18 protein-coding genes are annotated in these 17,144 nt (G+C 65.6%); 12 read left to right on the top strand and 6 right to left on the bottom strand.

Annotated features, from left to right (window positions below):
* Positions 1-45 precede the first annotated feature (45 nt).
* Entirely contained in the window at positions 46-732 is a 687-nt protein-coding gene (locus E8L99_RS02170; RefSeq protein WP_137098006.1) for a hypothetical protein, read from the top strand.
* Here E8L99_RS02170 and E8L99_RS02165 read toward each other — a convergent pair.
* From E8L99_RS02165 to E8L99_RS02155, 3 genes are all read right to left on the bottom strand, one after another.
* Positions 710-1,015, bottom strand: a complete 306-nt coding sequence (locus E8L99_RS02165) for an AzlD family protein (protein WP_137098005.1) — start codon at positions 1,013-1,015, stop codon at positions 710-712. The genes E8L99_RS02170 and E8L99_RS02165 overlap by 23 nt on opposite strands.
* Positions 1,012-1,716 (bottom strand): AzlC family ABC transporter permease, encoded by a 705-nt coding sequence (locus tag E8L99_RS02160; RefSeq protein WP_137098004.1) that lies wholly within the window; start codon positions 1,714-1,716, stop codon positions 1,012-1,014. The genes E8L99_RS02165 and E8L99_RS02160 overlap by 4 nt, the downstream gene beginning before the upstream one ends.
* Before the next feature lie 61 nt (positions 1,717-1,777).
* Positions 1,778-2,659 carry an AraC family transcriptional regulator gene (locus E8L99_RS02155; protein ID WP_137098003.1) on the bottom strand — a complete coding sequence of 294 codons (882 nt, stop codon included), beginning with the start codon at positions 2,657-2,659 and terminating at the stop codon, positions 1,778-1,780.
* A 266-nt stretch (positions 2,660-2,925) separates the two neighbouring features.
* On the opposite strand from E8L99_RS02155, the gene E8L99_RS02150 reads away from it, so the two are divergent.
* The 8 genes from E8L99_RS02150 to E8L99_RS02115 all read left to right on the top strand — a co-directional run bounded on the left by E8L99_RS02150 (position 2,926) and on the right by E8L99_RS02115 (position 11,445).
* The gene (locus E8L99_RS02150) at positions 2,926-4,920 is read left to right on the top strand and encodes an AMP-dependent synthetase/ligase (RefSeq protein WP_256371372.1); all 1,995 of its coding nucleotides are present in this window, start codon (positions 2,926-2,928) and stop codon (positions 4,918-4,920) included.
* Positions 4,917-5,717, top strand: coding sequence for an ABC transporter ATP-binding protein (locus tag E8L99_RS02145; RefSeq protein WP_137098002.1), 801 nt, complete (start codon positions 4,917-4,919; stop codon positions 5,715-5,717). Before E8L99_RS02150 ends, E8L99_RS02145 begins: the two co-directional genes overlap by 4 nt.
* Before the next feature lie 124 nt (positions 5,718-5,841).
* Positions 5,842-6,831, top strand: a complete 990-nt coding sequence (locus tag E8L99_RS02140) for a branched-chain amino acid ABC transporter permease (protein ID WP_210421807.1) — start codon at positions 5,842-5,844, stop codon at positions 6,829-6,831.
* Between the two features lie 13 nt (positions 6,832-6,844).
* Positions 6,845-7,924, top strand: a complete 1,080-nt coding sequence (locus E8L99_RS02135) for a branched-chain amino acid ABC transporter permease (protein WP_137098001.1) — start codon at positions 6,845-6,847, stop codon at positions 7,922-7,924.
* A 103-nt stretch (positions 7,925-8,027) separates the two neighbouring features.
* On the top strand, positions 8,028-9,362 hold the full coding sequence (locus E8L99_RS02130) for an ABC transporter substrate-binding protein (RefSeq protein ID WP_137098000.1): 1,335 nt from the start codon (positions 8,028-8,030) through the stop codon (positions 9,360-9,362).
* 70 nt (positions 9,363-9,432) lie between these two features.
* Entirely contained in the window at positions 9,433-10,269 is an 837-nt protein-coding gene (locus tag E8L99_RS02125; protein ID WP_137097999.1) for an ABC transporter ATP-binding protein, read from the top strand.
* A gap of 67 nt (positions 10,270-10,336) precedes the next feature.
* Positions 10,337-11,023, top strand: coding sequence for a zinc metallopeptidase (locus tag E8L99_RS02120; RefSeq protein ID WP_137097998.1), 687 nt, complete (start codon positions 10,337-10,339; stop codon positions 11,021-11,023).
* A gap of 26 nt (positions 11,024-11,049) precedes the next feature.
* Positions 11,050-11,445 (top strand): nuclear transport factor 2 family protein, encoded by a 396-nt coding sequence (locus E8L99_RS02115; protein WP_137097997.1) that lies wholly within the window; start codon positions 11,050-11,052, stop codon positions 11,443-11,445.
* Here the strand turns inward: E8L99_RS02115 and E8L99_RS02110 are convergent.
* The 3 genes from E8L99_RS02110 to otnK are packed head-to-tail and all read right to left on the bottom strand — an operon-like array spanning position 11,442 to position 14,152.
* Entirely contained in the window at positions 11,442-12,224 is a 783-nt protein-coding gene (locus E8L99_RS02110; protein ID WP_137097996.1) for a hydroxypyruvate isomerase family protein, read from the bottom strand. The genes E8L99_RS02115 and E8L99_RS02110 overlap by 4 nt on opposite strands.
* Positions 12,225-12,254: 30 nt before the next feature.
* Entirely contained in the window at positions 12,255-12,899 is a 645-nt protein-coding gene (otnC, locus tag E8L99_RS02105; protein WP_137097995.1) for a 3-oxo-tetronate 4-phosphate decarboxylase, read from the bottom strand.
* Complete coding sequence (gene otnK, locus E8L99_RS02100) at positions 12,896-14,152, bottom strand: 3-oxo-tetronate kinase (RefSeq protein ID WP_137097994.1); 1,257 nt, start codon at positions 14,150-14,152, stop codon at positions 12,896-12,898. Before otnK ends, otnC begins: the two co-directional genes overlap by 4 nt.
* Before the next feature lie 273 nt (positions 14,153-14,425).
* Here otnK and E8L99_RS02095 point away from each other — a divergent pair, with 273 nt between their 5' ends.
* The 3 genes from E8L99_RS02095 (at position 14,426) to sciP (ending at position 16,892) form a co-directional block, all read left to right on the top strand.
* Positions 14,426-15,769, top strand: coding sequence for a flagellar hook-length control protein FliK (locus E8L99_RS02095; RefSeq protein WP_137097993.1), 1,344 nt, complete (start codon positions 14,426-14,428; stop codon positions 15,767-15,769).
* An 11-nt stretch (positions 15,770-15,780) separates the two neighbouring features.
* Complete coding sequence (locus tag E8L99_RS02090) at positions 15,781-16,425, top strand: flagellar hook assembly protein FlgD (RefSeq protein WP_137097992.1); 645 nt, start codon at positions 15,781-15,783, stop codon at positions 16,423-16,425.
* Positions 16,426-16,616: 191 nt separating this feature from the next.
* The gene (sciP, locus tag E8L99_RS02085) at positions 16,617-16,892 is read left to right on the top strand and encodes a CtrA inhibitor SciP (RefSeq protein WP_038301404.1); all 276 of its coding nucleotides are present in this window, start codon (positions 16,617-16,619) and stop codon (positions 16,890-16,892) included.
* The last annotated feature ends 252 nt before the right edge of the window (positions 16,893-17,144 follow it).

Here is a 17,144-nt window from a genome sequence, read left to right as displayed (position 1 = left end):
TGGCCAGGGTTCAGACAGGTCGCACCCTGACCTGAGGACTCGTGCATGGCCCGCATCGCCGCCATCTGCCTTGCTGTCGTGACCGGCTTCGGCGCCATCAACGGCGCCGCTGCCGTCGAGATGTCGACAGGCCCCGCGCGCAGCGTCTCGCGGTCCGTCCAGCAGGCGCGCGCGCCCGTCGCCATGGCCCCGGTCCGGGTCTACCTGATGCGCGGCCTGTTCGATGTCTTCTCGTTCGGCATCGACAGCCTTGGCAGCAAGCTCAGGCATCGGGGCTATCAGGCCCGCACCTTCGGGGTCGCCAACTGGCAGGGCTTGCAGGCCGAGATCGTGCAGCGGCTGCGGATCGATCCGAACGAGCGGATCGTGGTCATCGGCCATTCCCTTGGCGCCGATGCGGCCGTGCGCATCGCCAACCAGGTCGGCCGAGAAGGCCTGCCACCCCTGGCCCTCGTCGTGGCCTTCGATCCGGTGTCGCGGCTGGAGGTGACAGGCGGCACCCGCCGGCTGGTCAACCTGTTCCAGTCGAACAATGGCTGGGCGGTGCCGCTGCGCGTCTCGCCCGGCTTCACCGGGCGGTTCTCCAACGAGGACCTGCGCGACAACCGCCGCCTCAACCATCTGAACATCGACAAGGACCGCGCCCTGCACGACCAGATCCTCGGCTGGGTGGCGGAGGCGGCTCGTGAACGGTCCATTCCCGCCGCGATCAGCCGCCGGCAAGCGCCCTGAGGATCACGACCGAGGCGACACCGATGCCGATGGTGCCAAGCAGCGGCAGTCGCATGGCGGCAGCGATGGTGATGGCTCCCGCAACCGTCTCCGGCCATCCCGTGGCGAGCAGGGTCGGCGCGATGACGGCAGTGAGGACGGCCGGCGGAATGGCGTCGAAGGCGGCCTTGGTCCGGCCCCTCGGCTGGAAGCGCCCGGCCAGCAGGATGCCGGCGAGCCGGCATCCATAGGTCACCAGGGCCATGCCGAGGATGGCGGCGAGCGTGATCGGATCGAGGCTCATGCGGTCGCCTCGTCGCGATGGGTCAGGAAGGCGATGGCCATGCCGGCCAGCGCGCCGGCCAGCACATGCCAGGGCGAGCCAAAGGCGAGGAAGGCGAGCGTCGCGACGCCCGCGCTGACCACGACCACCAGGGCCGCGCGCGCCTCGGTGACGAAGCCCGCGACCAGGCCGATGAAGATTGCGGTGAAGGCGAAGTCGGCGCCAAAGCGGCGGGGATCCCCGAGCAGCGGCCCCAGCACTGTGCCGAGATAGCTGGCAATGATCCAGTTGGCCCAGAACACCGCGCCCATGCCGAAGAAGTAGGCCGCACTGATGGGCTTCAACGCGGCGCGGCGTTCGGCGAGCGCCCAGTTCTCGTCGGCGAGCACATGGAAGCCGAGAAGGCGGCCGGCGAGGGGCAGATGGGCGACCTTCGGGGCCAGTGACGCGCTCATCAGGATGTAGCGCGCATTGATCAGGAAGGTGGAGAGGACCAGCGCCGCGATCGGCACGGGCTGGGTCCACAGTTCGATAGCGGCAAGCTGCGCCCCTCCGGCGAAGATCAGTGCCGAGGACAGCGCCACCTCCAGCGGCGACAGGCCCTTGGTGGTGGCGATGGCGCCATAGAGCAGCGCGATCGGGGCGGCGGCGATCATCGCGGGCGCGAGTTCGACGATGCCCTCGCGAAACTCGGCAGCGGGGGAGGGGGGAGACGAGGTCATGGCGCCGGTATCGCAGAGCTCAAGGCGCGGCGCTTGAACGAAATCGGCATCCCAGCCGATCTCAGGCCACCATGGCGCGCCGATAGGCGCCGGGAGCCACGCCGATGCGGGCCTTGAAGGCGCGGGAGAGATGCGCCTGATCGGCAAAGCCGACCTCGCCGGCAACGGCTGCCGGAGCCTCGCCGCGCCGCAGCCTGTCCTGCGCCCGCCTGACGCGGACGTCGACCACATAGGCATGGGGCGTCAGCCCGATCTCGCGGCGGAAGGCACGAATCAGGTGGTGGGTGGAGAGCCCGGCATGGGCGGCCAGCCGGTCGAGACGCAGATCCTCGGCGAAGTGCTCGTCGATCAGGGCACGGACGCGCGCGACCGGGCCTGCTTCGCGGCCGAACGGGATCGGATCGATGCGGGCGTGAAGCACAAGCGCGCGGCCATAGGCGCGCAGGAGCAGTTCCTCGCCGGCCAGGCCGTCGACATTGGCTTCGATCGCCGCATGGGCTGCGGCGAACAGGCGGGAGCCCTCGGGATCATGAACGACCGGCTCTGGGAAGAACGGTGTCTCGTCGACGATGCGGCCGGAGACCGCGCCGGCAACCAGGCGGACGAAGTCGAGGGAGGGATAGGTCATGCGGTAGGAATAGCCGCGGCGGTCCAGCGGCTCGCCGTCATGGACATCGAGCGGATGGTTGAAGACGAGGTCGCCCGGGCCGGCATAGTGGCGCCGCCCTCGCGTGTTCCAGGCCTCGCAGCCGGCATCGATGTTGCCGATCACATAGGTGTCGTGGGTGTGCGGTGTGTAGGCGTGGGAAACGAAGGTTGCCCGCAGGCACTCCAGCCCGTCAAACCGGCCAGCCGCGAAGAAGCGCGCCGTTTCGCCGGCTGCTAGCGGCATCTGATCGAGTGTCTGCTCGAGCGCCTGCGCTTGTGAGATCGGCCCGTCCATGGTCCCTGCATAGCATGCGGGCGGGCCGGTTCTTGAAGGAAATCGGCCTCGAACCACTGTGTGCCCGTCATGCGACCTTGGAACTAGGCCGTCTCGTCCGTTCGTCCCCTTGATTTCGATGCCTTCGCGATGAACACTCCGCCGCGAGCCTCGACGAGGCCGAATGCGGCACGATAGCCGCAGCGAACCTGGGCAAACCGGGTCGCACAGGGGAATGCGGCGCGGTTTCGATCGAGCCGGCAGGACGAACAGGGAGGACGCCGGCCGTGGCCAACCACGCCGACGACAACGCCGTCACAGGCGTCGATGATACGTTTCCGAAACTGCTTGCCCGCAATGCCGTGCGCTTCGCCGCGCGTCCGGCCATGCGGCACAAGGATCTCGGCATCTGGCACGCATGGACCTGGGCAGAGGTCGCCGAGGAAGTGCGCGCCTTCGCGCTGGGGCTCGGTGAGCTCGGCCTGACGCGCGGCGCCAAGGTCGCGATCATCGGCGCCAATCGCCCGCGGCTCTACTGGTCGATGGCGGCGATCCAGTCCTGGGGCGGCGTCCCGGTGCCGGTCTATTCGGATTCAGTCGCCGACGAGATGGCCTATGTGTTGAACCACGCCGAGGCCACGATGGCGATCGTCGAGGATCAGGAACAGGTCGACAAGATCCTGTCGATTGCGGAGCGGCTGCCCGATCTCGCCCACATCGTCTATGACGAGGCGCGGGGCCTGCGCGACTACGACCATGCCCACATGCATTCCTTCGCCGATATCCAGGCGATGGGGCGCGCGGCATCGGCGGATCCGGCCAAGGTGGCAGCACTCGATGCGGCCATTGCCAAGGGCAAGGGGACCGACCTTGCCATCATGCTCTACACGTCCGGCACGACCGGCCGCCCGAAGGGCGTGATGCTGTCCAACGACAACATCATCGTCTCGGCGCGCAACGGCTCGCTGTTCGACGGTCTCGACGAGCATGAGGAGGTCATCGCCTATCTGCCGCTCGCCTGGGTCGGCGACAACATCTTCTCCTACGGCCAGTCCTATGTGTCCGGCTTCTGCGTCAATTGTCCGGAGAGCGCCGAGACGGTGGTCGAGGATCGTCGCGAGGTCGGCACCTCCTATGCCTTCGCGCCGCCCCGCGTCTACGAGACCATGCTGACCCAGACCATGGTGCGCATGGAGGATGCGAGCCCGCTGAAGCGGCGGATGTTCCATTACTTCCTGGGGGTCGCCAAGCTCTGGGGCGAGAAGATCCTCAACGGCGAGCCGGTGCCACCGCTGGCCCGGCTGCAATATGCGCTGGGCAACGTGCTGGTCTACGGACCGCTGAAGAACCGGTTCGGCCTGACCAATATCCGCGTCGGCTACACGGCTGGCGAGGCGATCGGGCCGGAGATCTTCAAGTTCTTCCGCTCGCTGGGCATCAACCTGAAGCAGCTCTACGGGCAGACGGAAGCGAGCGTCTACATCACGGCTCAGCCCGACGGCGAGATCCATGCCGATACGGTCGGCAAGCCGAATATCGGCGTCGAGATCAAGATCGATGACAATGGCGAGGTGCTCTATCGCTCGCCGGGCGTGTTCCAGGGCTATTTCAAGGATCCCGAGAAGACCGCCGAGACCAAGACGGCGGACGGCTGGGTGCGCTCGGGTGACGCCGGCTTCTTCGATCCGAAGACCGGGCACCTCAAGATCATCGACCGGGCCAAGGACGTCGGCAAGCTCAAGACCGGCGCGTTGTTCGCGCCGAAATATCTCGAGAACAAGCTGAAATTCTATCCGAACATCAAGGAGGCCGTGGCCTTCGGGCAGGACCGCGACTTCGTCACCTGCTTCCTCAACATCGACCTGACCGCTGTCGGATCATGGGCCGAGCGCAACAATGTCTCCTATGGCTCCTATCAGGAACTGGCCGGCCACCCGGATGTGATCCGCATGCTGAAGGCCCATGTGGACGAGGTGAACGCATCGCTCGCCACCGAGCCCTTGATGGCAAGGTCGCAGATCCGGCGCTTCCTCGTGCTGCACAAGGAACTCGACGCCGACGATGGCGAACTGACGCGCACACAGAAGGTGCGTCGCAGCTTCATTGCCGAGCGCTACCAGCCGCTGATCGACGCGCTCTATGCCGGCGAGACGCGCGCCCATATCCGCACCGAGATGACCTTCGAGGACGGCCGCAAGGGCATGATCGAGGGCAATGTCGCGATCATCGATCTGGAGCCGCACGCGGTCTCGGCTGACATCTTGAAGGAGGCCGCGGAATGAGGGGGCCGTCGCCAACCGATATCGCAGCCGGTGAGGTGATCCTGGCAGTCGAGAATGTCTCGCTGGCCTTCGGCGGCGTGAAGGCGCTGACGGATGTGTCGTTCGACATCCGGCGCGGCGAGATCCGAGCCATCATCGGGCCGAACGGCGCCGGCAAGACTTCGATGCTCAACTGCATCAACGGCTTCTATCATCCCACCGATGGGCGCATCACCTTCAAGGGCCTGACGCGCCCGAAGATGCGGCCTTATGAGGCGGCGGCCGGGGGGATTGCGCGGACGTTCCAGAACGTCGCGCTGTTCAAGGGCATGTCGACGCTCGACAACATCATGGCCGGTCGCACGCTCAAGATGAACAAGGGCCTGTTCTGGCAGCTGCTGCGCCATGGTCCCGCGATGGACGAGGAGATCGAGCACCGCAAGTTCGTCGAGGAGATCATCGATTTCCTGGAGATCCAGCACATCCGCAAGGTGCCGGTGGGCAAGCTGCCCTATGGCCTGCAGAAGCGGGTCGAGCTTGGCCGGGCGCTCGCCATGCAGCCGGAAGTCCTGCTGCTCGACGAGCCGATGGCGGGCATGAACCTCGAGGAGAAGGAGGACATGTGCCGCTTCATCCTCGATGTCTCCAACCAGTACGGCACGACGATCGCGCTGATCGAGCATGACATGGGCGTGGTGATGGATCTCTCCGACCGGGTCGTCGTGCTGGAATATGGCCGCAAGATCGCCGATGGCACGCCCGACCAGGTGAAGAGCGACCAGCGGGTCATCGACGCCTATCTCGGCGTGGCGCATTGAGGAGGCCGGGATGACCGATGCAACGCTCTCCCAGTCCGGCCGGTCCCTGCCGACATCCGTGATCGGCGGCGGCATTGCCGCGCTCGTGCTGGCGGCCGTTGCTGGCGCCTATGCGGGCGGACTGATGCCGTCGGGGTCCATTCTCCACGGCGCCCTGATCAAGCCCTTCGTCGACATGGTCGATCTGCCGGATCTGTTCGTGCAGACACTGTGGGAGGGCTTTGTCGGCGGTGTGCTCTACGCCCTGATCGCACTCGGCTTCGTGCTGATCTTCAAGGCCTCGGGCGTGTTCAACTTCGCGCAGGGGATCATGGTGGTCTTCGCCGGCCTGACCCTGGTTGGCGTCTACGAGAAGTTTGCGAGCTTCGGCTTCACCGGCATGATCGCCGCCTATCTGGCGGTCGCTGTGGCGCTCGGCGTGATGTTCGCGCTGGCGGTGGCTGTCGAGCGGATCGTGCTCCGGCCGCTGGTCAACCAGCCCGACATCATCCTGTTCATGGCCACCTTCGGGCTCACCTACTTCCTGATCGGCTTCGGCGAGACGATCTTCGGCGGCTCGCCCAAGGTGATGATCGCGGATCAACTCGGATTGCCGAAAGGCGTCATCGATATCGACATGCTGGGCGGGCGCGTCTCGCTGCAGAAGCTCGACATCGCGGCGGCTGTCATCGCCATCGTGATGATCGCGGCTCTGGCGCTGTTCTTCCAGTACACCCGCATCGGCCGGGCGCTCAGGGCGGTGGCCGACAGCCACAAGGCGGCCCTGTCGGTCGGCATCTCGCTGAACCAGATCTGGATCATCGTCTGGTTCACCGCAGGGATCGTGGCCCTCATCACCGGCATCATGTGGGGCGCGCGGTCGGACGTGTCGTTCGGCCTGCAGACGATCGCGCTGAAGGCGCTTCCCGTTCTCATTCTCGGCGGTTTCACTTCGGTGCCCGGCGCCATTGTCGGCGGCCTGATTATCGGCATCGGCGAGAAGATCGGCGAGTTCTACTGGGGGCCGTTGTTCGGCAACGGCATCGAGAGCTGGTTTGCCTATGTGATCGCGCTGACCTTCCTGATGTTCCGGCCGCAGGGCCTGTTCGGCGACAAGATCATCGAGCGGATTTGAGGAGAGGGCGACCGTGTTCTATCGCGAAGCCGGCCAGTTCAAGACGACCTACAAGGCCGACATGGCGGTGTTCCCGCTGTTGCAGGACCGGATCGGCATCGCCGTGATCCTGGCATTGGCCTATCTCGCCGTGCCGCTGCTCGGGTCGGACTTCCTGATCCAGTCGGTGATGGTGCCGTTCCTGGTGTTCTCGCTGGCGGCCATCGGGCTCAACATCCTCACCGGCTATACCGGGCTGATCTCGCTCGGCACCGGCGCCTTCATGGGGGTCGGCGCCTATGCCTGCTACAAGCTGACGACCATCTTCCCGGATGTGAACATCATCGTCTGGATCCTGGTCTCTGGCTTCTTCTCGGCGGCCATCGGTGTGGTGTTTGGCGTCCCGAGCCTGAGGATCAAGGGCTTCTACCTGGCAGTGGCGACGCTTGCCGCGCAGTTCTTCCTGCAATGGTGCTTCGTCCGCATTCCCTGGCTCTACAACTACAACGCCTCTGGCGCGATCGAGGTGCCGGAGCGGCGCCTGTTCGGCTTGATCATCACCGGGGCGAAGGCCTCGCCCGAAGTGCGCTATCTGGTCCTGCTGACCATCGTCGTCGGCCTCGCCTGGCTCGGATCCAACCTTGTCCACGGCCGCATCGGCCGCTCGTGGATGGCGGTGCGCGACATGGACATTGCCGCCGAGCTGATGGGCATCAGGCTGTTGCCGACCAAGCTGCTCGCCTTCGCCGTGTCGTCCTTCTATTGCGGCGTCGCCGGCGCCTGCATGATGTTCCTCTGGTATGGCGGCGGTGAAGCGAACGACGCCTTCAACGTTAACCAGAGCTTCCTCGTGCTGTTCATGGTGATCATCGGCGGCCTTGGCTCGATGATCGGCTCGTTCTTCGGCGCCTTTTTCATCTCGACCCTGCCGACCATCCTGAAGTTCGGCGTGCCGGCGATCGGCATCCCGCTCACCGGAGCTCTCGCCGAACATCTGACCTACATGGTGGTCGGCGGGCTCATCATCTTCTTCCTCATCGTCGAGCCACATGGGCTCGCGCGGTTGTGGCAGATCACCAAGCAGAAGCTCAGGGTCTGGCCCTTCCCCTATTGAAGTGGTCCGACCCCAGAACGAGATCCGCCGTCAAGGCGGGCATGACAGAGACGGAACAAGACGGGCGGAGCCTCCGCCCGGCGCGCCCCAAGGAGGACTATCCATGACACGCTTCAAGTGGACCCTGGCCGCCACCGCGCTCGCGGCGGGCCTAGCCTCGGTTGCCCCTCAGCCCGTGCAGGCGCAGGAGAGCATCTTCATCCCGCTGCTGACCTATCGCACCGGTTCCTTCGCCTCGTCCGGCGTGCCGATTGCCGATGGCATGCGCGACTATCTCGAACTGATCAACCAGCGCGACGGCGGCATCAACGGCGTCAAGATCCAGATCGAGGAATGCGAGACCGGCTACGACACCAAGAAGGGCGTCGAGTGCTACGACTCGATCCGTACCCGCAATCCGGTCGTCGTGAACCCCTATTCCACCGGCATCACGCTGCAGCTCATTCCGCGCGCCGCGGTCGACAAGATCCCGATGCTGTCCATGGCCTATGGGCTCTCCGCTGCGGCGGACGGCAACCGCTTCCCGTGGATTTTCAATCCGCCGGTCACCTATTGGGACGGCGCGGCCGTCATGGTCTCCTACATGGCCCAGCGCGAAGGTGGCTTTGAGAAGCTGCGCGGCAAGACGCTCGGTCTGATCCATCTCGATGCGCCCTATGGCAAGGAGCCGATCCCGGCCCTGCAGGCACTGGCCCAGCGCTATGGCTTCAACCTGAAGCTCTATCCGGTGGCTGCGGCCGACATGCAGAACCAGGGCTCGGTCTGGCTCAACATCCGTCGCGACCGGCCGGACTATCTCTACAATCAGGGCTGGGGCGCGATGAACCCGACCGCTGTGCGTGAGGCGGTGCGCAACAACTTCCCGATGGATCGCTTCGTCGGCGTCTGGTGGGCTGGTGGCGATGACGATGCCCGCGCGGGCGGCGCCCAGGCGACCGGCTATCGCACGCTGAGCTTCCATCAGGCCGGCACCAACTTCCCGGTGATCCAGGACATCCTGAAGTTCGTGGCGGATCGCAACCTGTCGCGGGTCGCCTCGCGCGACCGGATCGGTGAGAACCTCTACAATCGCGGCGTCTACAATTCGATGCTGATGGTGGAGGCGATCCGCAACGCCCAGACGATCACCGGCCGCAAGGTGGTGACGCCTGAGGATGTGCGCCGTGGCTTCGAGACGCTGAACCTCACCGAGGCTCGGCTGAAGGAGATCGGCATGGAGGGCTTCGCCGCCCCGATGCGGCTCACCTGCGCCGACCACAGCGGCGGCAACAACGTGTTCGTCGCCCGCTGGGACGGCCAGCGCTATGTCCGCGACACCGACTGGATCGCCCCGATCCGCGAGGTTGTCAGGCCGCTGATTGACGAGGCCGCCAAGCAATACGCGCAGTCGAATGCCGGTTGGCCGCAGCGCACGGAAGCCTGCGACCAGCGCTCGTAAGCGTCTGACACGATCGGGAGCCGCGGACCGCCGTGGCTCCCCCATTCTCCCGAACGGACCGGGCCTTCCCATGAGCGCGACCGCGACAGCCGCAGAGCCTGCGACCGACACGATCCTGTCGGTCAACAATATCGAGGTCGTCTATGACCACGTCATCCTCGTGCTGAAGGGGGTGTCGCTGACCGTGCCGCGTGGCGGCATCGTTGCCATTCTCGGCGCCAACGGCGCCGGCAAGACCACGACGCTGAAGGCGATCTCCAACCTGCTGCATGCCGAGCGCGGCGAGGTGACCAAGGGGTCGATCCTGTTCGACGGCGAGCAGGTCGACCATATGTCGCCGAGTGATCTGGTGCGGCGCGGCTGCATCCAGGTGATGGAGGGCCGGCACTGTTTCGGGCATCTGTCGATCGAGGAAAACCTGATGACCGGCGCCTTCACCCGGCGTGACGGCAAGGCGGCGATCCGGCAGGACCTGGAGATGATCTATGAGCTGTTTCCGCGGCTGAAGCAGCGGCGCGGCTCGATGGCCGGCTATACCTCAGGCGGCGAGCAGCAGATGTGCGCGGTTGGTCGCGCCATGATGAGCCGGCCGAAGATGATCCTGCTCGACGAGCCATCCATGGGGCTGGCGCCTCAGGTGGTCGACGAGATCTTCGAGATCGTCCAGAAACTCAATGCCAGCCAGGGTGTGTCGTTCCTGGTCGCAGAGCAGAACACGGCGATGGCGCTGCGCTATGCCACCTTCGGCTACATCATGGAGACCGGCCGCATCGTCATGGACGGCGAGGCCAGTGCGCTGCGCGAGAACGAGGACGTGAAGGAATTCTATCTTGGCATCGCCGAGGGCAACAAGAAGAGCTTCCGGGACGTGAAGAGCTACAAGCGGCGCAAGCGCTGGCTGGCGTGAGGCGGGGCGTTCGGCCGCAGCGACAAAGCCCTTGAACACGAGGGCTCGTCATGACGACCTATAGGTCATGCCCTTTCTAATTGCCCTTGGCGCCATCGCCCTCGCCGCTTTGATCTTCGGTCCGCAATTCTGGGTCAGGTCCCAGATGGCGCGGCATGCGGCCGACCGCAGCGATTTCCCCGGCACCGGTGGCGAACTCGCGACCCATCTTCTGGAGCGCGCCGGGCTATCCGGCGTCGCCGTCGAAGTCACCGACCGGGGCGATCATTACGACCCGATCGACAAGGTGGTGCGGCTCTCGCCCGATATCCACGACGGGCGCTCAGTGACGGCGGTCGCGGTGGCGGCCCATGAAGTCGGCCACGCGATCCAACACCGCGATGGCGACAAGCTATTGATGACCCGGATCAGCATGGCGAGTGGCGCACGGACCTTCGAGATCGCAGCCGGTGTGCTGCTGGCAACCGTGCCTCTGGTTCTCACCTTCGTCCATTCGCTGCCCCTGGTGATCCTGCAGATCGTGGTGGCTTTGGCGCTGCTCGCTTCGCGGCTGGTGATGCATCTCATCACGCTTCCGGTGGAGTTCGACGCGAGCTTCGGCAAGGCTCTGCCAATCCTCGACCAGGGTGGATATCTGCCGCCGGCTGACCTGCCTGCGGCGAAATCCGTGCTGAGGGCTGCGGCGCTCACCTATGTCGCCTCGGCCCTTGTGACATTGCTGGACCTGACCCGCATCATCCGCGTCTTGCGCTGAGCGCGAACCGGCGGCATGACAGCACAATGAGCCAGATGATCCTTGACCGCTGGTATGCCGCGCTGAAGGCCGGCGATGCTGGCGCCCTTGCCGCCGTCACCACCGACGATGTGATTGTCCGCTGGAACGGGCCGGTTGGTCTCGTGCCCTGGGCCGGCGTCTGGGAAGGCCGGGCGAAGGTCATCACCTTCTTCAAGCGGGTGGCCGAACATCTGGAGATCGTCTCGATCGAGACCGTGCAGACGATCGCGGGCGAAGGTGGCGTCGCGATCGTGCTCTCAGGCCATTGGCGCGTCAGGGCGAGCGGCGAAGACCTGCGCGTCCGGGCGGCCAACATCTTCCGCTTCGAGGATGGCAAGGTCGCGGCCTTCGAGGTCTATCCCGACAGCCACGCCTTCGCCGAGGCGCTGGCGCGCGCCTAGAGCGTCACGCCCAGCGTCTTCACCCAGCCGAGGCCCTCGTCAGTGCCGGCGCGTGGCTTGTACTCGGCGCCGACCCAGCCCTTCCAGCCCAGCCGATCGATGGCCTTGAAGATCGCGCGGAAGTCGATCTCGCCCTCGTCGGGCTCGGCGCGGCTCGGCACGGCGGCGAACTGGATATGCCCGATATGCGGCATCCAGTATTCCAGCTTGGTCAGCACGTCGCCCTCGGATACGCCGACATGGAAGACGTCGAACATGATCTTGATGTTGGGCTTGCCAATGCGCGCGATGATGTCGCCTGCGCCCCTGAGGGTCGAGTAGAAGTAGTTGGGCATGGCCCGCGGGTTGAGCGGCTCAAGCAGCAACGTGAGACCGTGGGCTCCGGCCTTGTCGGCGGCGATCGACAGGTTCTCGACGAAGGTGCCGGTGGCGGCTGGCATGTCGATCGGCTTCACCACGCCCGGCATGGCATGGATCGAGGTGCCGCCGGCAGCGATCGCCCAGGCGATCGACTGGTCGATGGCGGCCTGGAACTCGGCCTCGCGGCCGGGCAGGGCGCCAAGGCCGTTCTCGCCCTTGGAGACATCGCCGCGGACCGTGTTGATCCCCAGCATGGCCACGCCGTGACGCGCGCAGGCGTCGCGCACCGCCTTCGGATCCGTGTCGTAGGGCCAATGCATCTCGACGGCCTTGAAGCCCGCCTTGGCGGCTGCGGCGATCTGGTCGAGCAGCGGCCGGTCGGTCCACAGGAAGCCGAGATTGGCGGAGAAGCGGGGCATGGGCGTTTCCTCTTGGGGTCGTGTTCGGCTTCAGCCGCGCAGCATGAAGGTTGCTTCGAGGTCGGCGATCTCTGTCGCCGCCAGATGACGGATGGCCATGCCTCGGGTGAGCAGGACCAGCTTCGCCGTCTCCTCCAGTTCCTCGGTGGCGAAGACGGCTGCTTCCAGGCTGGTTCCCGCGACGACCGGCCCGTGATTGCCCAGCAGGATAGCCGGATGGTCGCCGGCCTTGGCGCGGATCAGCGGCGCGACATCGGCGGAGCCCGGCCGGGTATAGGGGACAATGGGTACCTTCCCGACGCGCATCACGACATAGGGCGTGATCGGCGGGATCGCGTCATTCGGATCGACATCGGCCAGGCAGGACAGCGCGGTCGCATAGGTCGAGTGGAGATGGACCACCGCGCGCGCGCTCGGGCGTGTCTCGTAGAAGGCGAAGTGGAGCGGCAGTTCCTTGGTCGGCGGATCGCCGGAGATGTGCTTGCCGTTGCCGTCCAGTTTCGACAGGCGTTCGGAATCCAGAAAACCGAGGCAGGAATTGGTCGGCGTGAAGAGGTAACCGTCGGCAAGGCGGACGCTCAGATTGCCCGACGAGCCTGGCGTCAGGCCGCGCTCGAACATGGACCGTCCCCAGCGGACGAGGCCTTCACGGGCTGCGCTCTCTTCCGGGCTCATGGCGCACCGAGGGCGGCCAGCGCCTTGTCGTAGAAGTCGAGGGCACCGAAGTTGCCGCTCTTCAAGGCGAGCCGAACCGGGCGTGGCCCTTGGGCGGCAAGTGCCGGCACGCCTGGATCGATCTCAGGGCCGATATGGAAGCGATCGACCTCGAGCGCAGTGACAACAGCACCAGAGGTCTCGCCACCGCCGACCACCAGCCGGGACACGCCGGCATCCGCCAGCATGATGGCGAGTTCGCCAAAGAAGCCCTCGATCGCCTCCGCCACTTCCTCCTTGCCGTGGCGCTCCTGCGCGGCGCGAACGTCGTCGGGGTCGGCTGAGGAATAGACCATGGGGGCCAGTGCGATCCGGCCAATGACATGATCGAAGGCGATCTGCGGCGTCATCGCGCCGGAGATGACGTCGTCCGGCATGACCACTAGGCCCGGGTGCTTCGCCGTGTAGGCCTTCACCTGAGCCCGCGACTGGACCGAGCAGGAACCGGACAGGACCGCGGCGGCGCCCTTCGCCTGTGTGAAGCTGGTGCCGCGACCCGATAGCAGGCCTTGGCGGCGGAAGTTCTCGGGCAACCCCAATGCGATGCCCGAGCCGCCGGTGATGAGCTTCGCCCCGGAGATGGCCGCGCCGATGGCGTGGAGGTCCTCGTCACCGACCGCATCGACGACCGCGAGGCAGCGCCCCGCCGCGGCTTCGGCGCTCAGCGCCTTGCCGATGGCATCGGCGCCCGCGCGAACCGTGGCGAAGGGGACGAGGCCAACCTCGGTCTTCGTCTGGTAGCCGAGCCAACGGCGGATATCCGGATCGGTCATCGGGGTCAGGGGATGGTTCTGCATCCCGCTCTCGTTCAGGAGCCGCCCGTTGACGAAGAGATGGCCGTTGAACAGCGTCCGTCCCGTCGCCGGAAAGACCGGGCAGACGACGGCGACATCGGCGCCCAGGCGTTTGATGAGCGCGTCTGCCACCGGGCCGATATTGCCCTCCTTGGTGGAATCGAAGGTCGAGCAGTACTTGAAGAGGATCTGCTTCGCCCCCTGGGCCAAGAGCCACTCGCAGGCGGCAAGCGACTGGGCGACGGCATCGGCCGGCGCCACGGTGCGGCTCTTCAGCGCGACAACGCCGGCCTCGCATTCGGCAGGCGCCTTCGTCTGAGGCACGCCAACGAATTGCATGGTGGCCATGCCACCCTTTGCCAGCGTGTTGGCGAGGTCGCTCGCTCCGGTGAAATCGTCGGCGATGCAGCCGAGAAGCATTGTGTCAGCCCTTGGACGTTTCTTGGTCACCCAAGGTCTAGCGGGTCGCGGGCAGCCCGGCAAATCTTGCCGGACCCGGCACGGATTTCCTGACCGAGATCGACTGCCTCCCATAGTGCCCCTTGAATTCGCTGATGTTTCTCCGACGTGGCGACTGGCCTGGCACTTGCTGATCGGGAGTTGAGTGCATTTGCCTGTCGGGAGATATGCGTCGTGGTGGCAACGTCACAGAGTGGGTCGGCCTCAGCATCGAGTACGCGCAACGATCCGCATATGCGGGCAGCGCGTCAGGCGGCCCGTGCCGACCAGGGATCGTCCTCGTTTGCCGACGCTCTTGCCGCGCAGGACGACGAGACGTCCGACAATCGCGCGGATCGAGCCACACGGGCCACGGCGCGCAGATCCGTCGCCAAGCCCGAGATTGCCGAGGTCGCCTCCGGAGCTGTGCCTGCAGCCGCAACCGACAAACCTGCTGACACGGATCAACCGGCATCCACGCAGCCCAAGACTGCTGCCTCCGGTGCGGACGACAATACTATGCCCGAGAAGGCGGAGGTGGCCGAGGATGCCAAGGCCGTCACCGAGCCGCCCGTCGATGCGGTCGTGGTTGCCCAGCAGCCAGTCCAACAGCAGCCTCCAACCGTTGCAGCCCCGACCCTGACAGGGGCGCCGGCTGAAGCCACGGCAGAGGGTGAGGCTGCTCCGGCGATCGATGCGGCCGCTCCTGGCCCCGCCGTTGCCGCCCCTGCCACGGCCGAGGGGGACGCTGCCATTCCTGCCACAGCCCTCGGGCTCGCTGCCGCCAGCGCGGAAGGCCAGCCAGAACCAAAGGCGGCCAAGCCGAAGACGGAAGCGCCCGCGCCGGCCAGCGCGACGCCAGCAGCTTCGACCACGCCATCAGACAAGGCTGCCGGCCAAGCCGAGCCCCAGGTGGATGCAACGAAGGCCAGCCAGGCCGCCGCGAAATCGGAAAAGACCGAGACCTCTCAACAGGCCTCCGGTCCCGCGGCGAATGCCACCACCGAGCAGGCGGCAACCCATGCCGCGCCCGCTCATGGCAACCAGGCGGATGCCGCCGCGACGCCGTCAACGAGTACGCCGGTTCCCCAACACACAGCGGGTCCGTTGTCGTTTGCCGGAGAGGTCGCTCAGCGTGTCGCGGTTCAGACGGCCGCCAGCGCGTCCACCGTGCCGATCAATACGCTCGCCGTGACGATTGCCGCGCGTGCGTCCGCCGGATCCACCCGCTTCGACCTCAAGCTCGATCCGCCCGAGCTCGGCCGCATCGATGTCACCATGACGCTCGATCGTGAGGGCCGGGTGAAGTCCAAGATTGTCGTCGAGAAGCAGGAGACGCTGGAATTGCTCCAGCGCGACCAGCGCAACCTCGAACGCGCTCTCGGCCAGGCTGGCGTGAACACCGCGGACAGTTCGATGGAATTCTCGCTCAAGGACCAGTCGAACCAGGGTTCGGCGCGCGACCAGAGCGGCGACAGTCATGGGTCTGGCCAGCGGGCATCCAGCGGCGAGGCCGACCAGCCGAACCCCATCCAATCCAGTGCAGTGATCTACGCGCGTCTCGCGGCCGCTCGCGGCGGCGTCGACATTCGCATTTGAGGAGTTGAGACATGACGATCGCTTCGGTCACCAGTGCCGCCAGCACGACCTCGAGCACGTCCAGTGCATCGGTCCAGCTGTCGACGAACTTCAACACGTTCCTGACCATGCTCACGGCACAGTTGCGCAATCAGGATCCGACGGCACCGATGGACGCCAACGCGTTCACCCAGCAGCTGGTGCAATATTCTCAGGTCGAGCAGCAGCTTTCGACCAACAGCAAGCTGGACAAATTGCTGGCGGCCCAGGCCGGTAGCCAGACGACAACCGCGCTCGGCTATCTCGGGCGCACGGTCACCTACAATTCGAGCCTGCAGAACGCGACCTCTGCCGGCGCCACCTGGACGTTCAAGACCCCGGCGGCCGGCGAATATACGCTTCGAGTTCGCGATTCGAGCGGCGTCCTGGTCCAGGAGGCCAAGGCCACCATCCAGGCCGGCAACACCAGCAGCTATACGTGGAACGGTGTTCGCTCCGACGGAGCGCCCACGAATGCGGGTGTCTATTCGCTGGAGCTGGTCAACAGCTCGGGTTCGCTGGTCGCGGTCAACAACAGCGGTTCCGTGACTGCAGTCGACTCGTCTTCGGGCACCACGACAGTCACGGTCGGCGGCGAGGCCGTGCCGATTGCCAACATCACCGGCATCAGCGTCTAGTCTATCGTGGCACAGCCGGGCGCACCCTTGATCGCGTGCCGAGCCAGCGCGGCGCTGGTGTGTTCAAAGCCGTGCGAAGTCTCCGAAAATCCATCTCAGACTCGTCTGACATCATTTAGGCCAAATTTAACCCCCCGGCGCTACTCTCCCTCTGTGACGTGTTCTGTCGCGTGCGTTGTGTGAGAGTACCTATGACCGAGCCCATGCGTCCGAGGGTGAAATATGTGATCGGCCCGGACGGGAGTCCGCTGACGATCGCCGACCTCCCGCCGCCGGATACCCATCGCTGGGTGATCAGGCGAAAGGCCGAAGTTGTCGCCGCTGTGCGCGGTGGGCTCCTGAGCCTGGAAGAGGCCTGCAAGCGCTATACGCTGACGGTCGAGGAGTTCCTCAACTGGCAGCATTCCATCGACCGCCATGGCCTCGCTGGCCTGCGCACCACCCGAATCCAGCAATACCGCCAGTAATCCTGGTCAAATGCCCTCAAAAAAGCGCCACTCTCCGAGGAGTGGCGCTTTTTGCGTTGATGGGACGTGGAGCGCTCGGCCGGCTGCCTCGACATTGCCGATGTTATTGTATAACTTCACATCCCGACGTCAGGCCTTGTCATGCACGATCACGCCCACGATCACTCACATTCTCATGCCCATGAGGTTGTGCACCCGGCATCCGCACTCCTGATGTCGATGCCGGCGCGCGGGGGCGTTGCGGTTGCACTG

Source organism: Phreatobacter aquaticus (assembly GCF_005160265.1).
GTDB lineage: Bacteria > Pseudomonadota > Alphaproteobacteria > Rhizobiales > Phreatobacteraceae > Phreatobacter > Phreatobacter aquaticus.
This window is presented reverse-complemented; position numbering and strand designations above follow the sequence as displayed.

Coding starts and splice junctions, on each gene's coding strand:
- E8L99_RS02170 (WP_137098006.1), top strand. CDS start 46: ATGGCCCGCATCGCCGCCATCTGCCTTGCTGTCGTGACCGGCTTCGGC.
- E8L99_RS02165 (WP_137098005.1), bottom strand. CDS start 1,015: ATGAGCCTCGATCCGATCACGCTCGCCGCCATCCTCGGCATGGCCCTG.
- E8L99_RS02160 (WP_137098004.1), bottom strand. CDS start 1,716: ATGACCTCGTCTCCCCCCTCCCCCGCTGCCGAGTTTCGCGAGGGCATC.
- E8L99_RS02155 (WP_137098003.1), bottom strand. CDS start 2,659: ATGGACGGGCCGATCTCACAAGCGCAGGCGCTCGAGCAGACACTCGAT.
- E8L99_RS02145 (WP_137098002.1), top strand. CDS start 4,917: ATGAGGGGGCCGTCGCCAACCGATATCGCAGCCGGTGAGGTGATCCTG.
- E8L99_RS02140 (WP_210421807.1), top strand. CDS start 5,842: ATGCCGTCGGGGTCCATTCTCCACGGCGCCCTGATCAAGCCCTTCGTC.
- E8L99_RS02130 (WP_137098000.1), top strand. CDS start 8,028: ATGACACGCTTCAAGTGGACCCTGGCCGCCACCGCGCTCGCGGCGGGC.
- E8L99_RS02125 (WP_137097999.1), top strand. CDS start 9,433: ATGAGCGCGACCGCGACAGCCGCAGAGCCTGCGACCGACACGATCCTG.
- E8L99_RS02120 (WP_137097998.1), top strand. CDS start 10,337: ATGCCCTTTCTAATTGCCCTTGGCGCCATCGCCCTCGCCGCTTTGATC.
- E8L99_RS02115 (WP_137097997.1), top strand. CDS start 11,050: ATGAGCCAGATGATCCTTGACCGCTGGTATGCCGCGCTGAAGGCCGGC.
- E8L99_RS02110 (WP_137097996.1), bottom strand. CDS start 12,224: ATGCCCCGCTTCTCCGCCAATCTCGGCTTCCTGTGGACCGACCGGCCG.
- otnC (WP_137097995.1), bottom strand. CDS start 12,899: ATGAGCCCGGAAGAGAGCGCAGCCCGTGAAGGCCTCGTCCGCTGGGGA.
- otnK (WP_137097994.1), bottom strand. CDS start 14,152: ATGCTTCTCGGCTGCATCGCCGACGATTTCACCGGAGCGAGCGACCTC.
- E8L99_RS02095 (WP_137097993.1), top strand. CDS start 14,426: ATGCGGGCAGCGCGTCAGGCGGCCCGTGCCGACCAGGGATCGTCCTCG.
- E8L99_RS02090 (WP_137097992.1), top strand. CDS start 15,781: ATGACGATCGCTTCGGTCACCAGTGCCGCCAGCACGACCTCGAGCACG.
- sciP (WP_038301404.1), top strand. CDS start 16,617: ATGACCGAGCCCATGCGTCCGAGGGTGAAATATGTGATCGGCCCGGAC.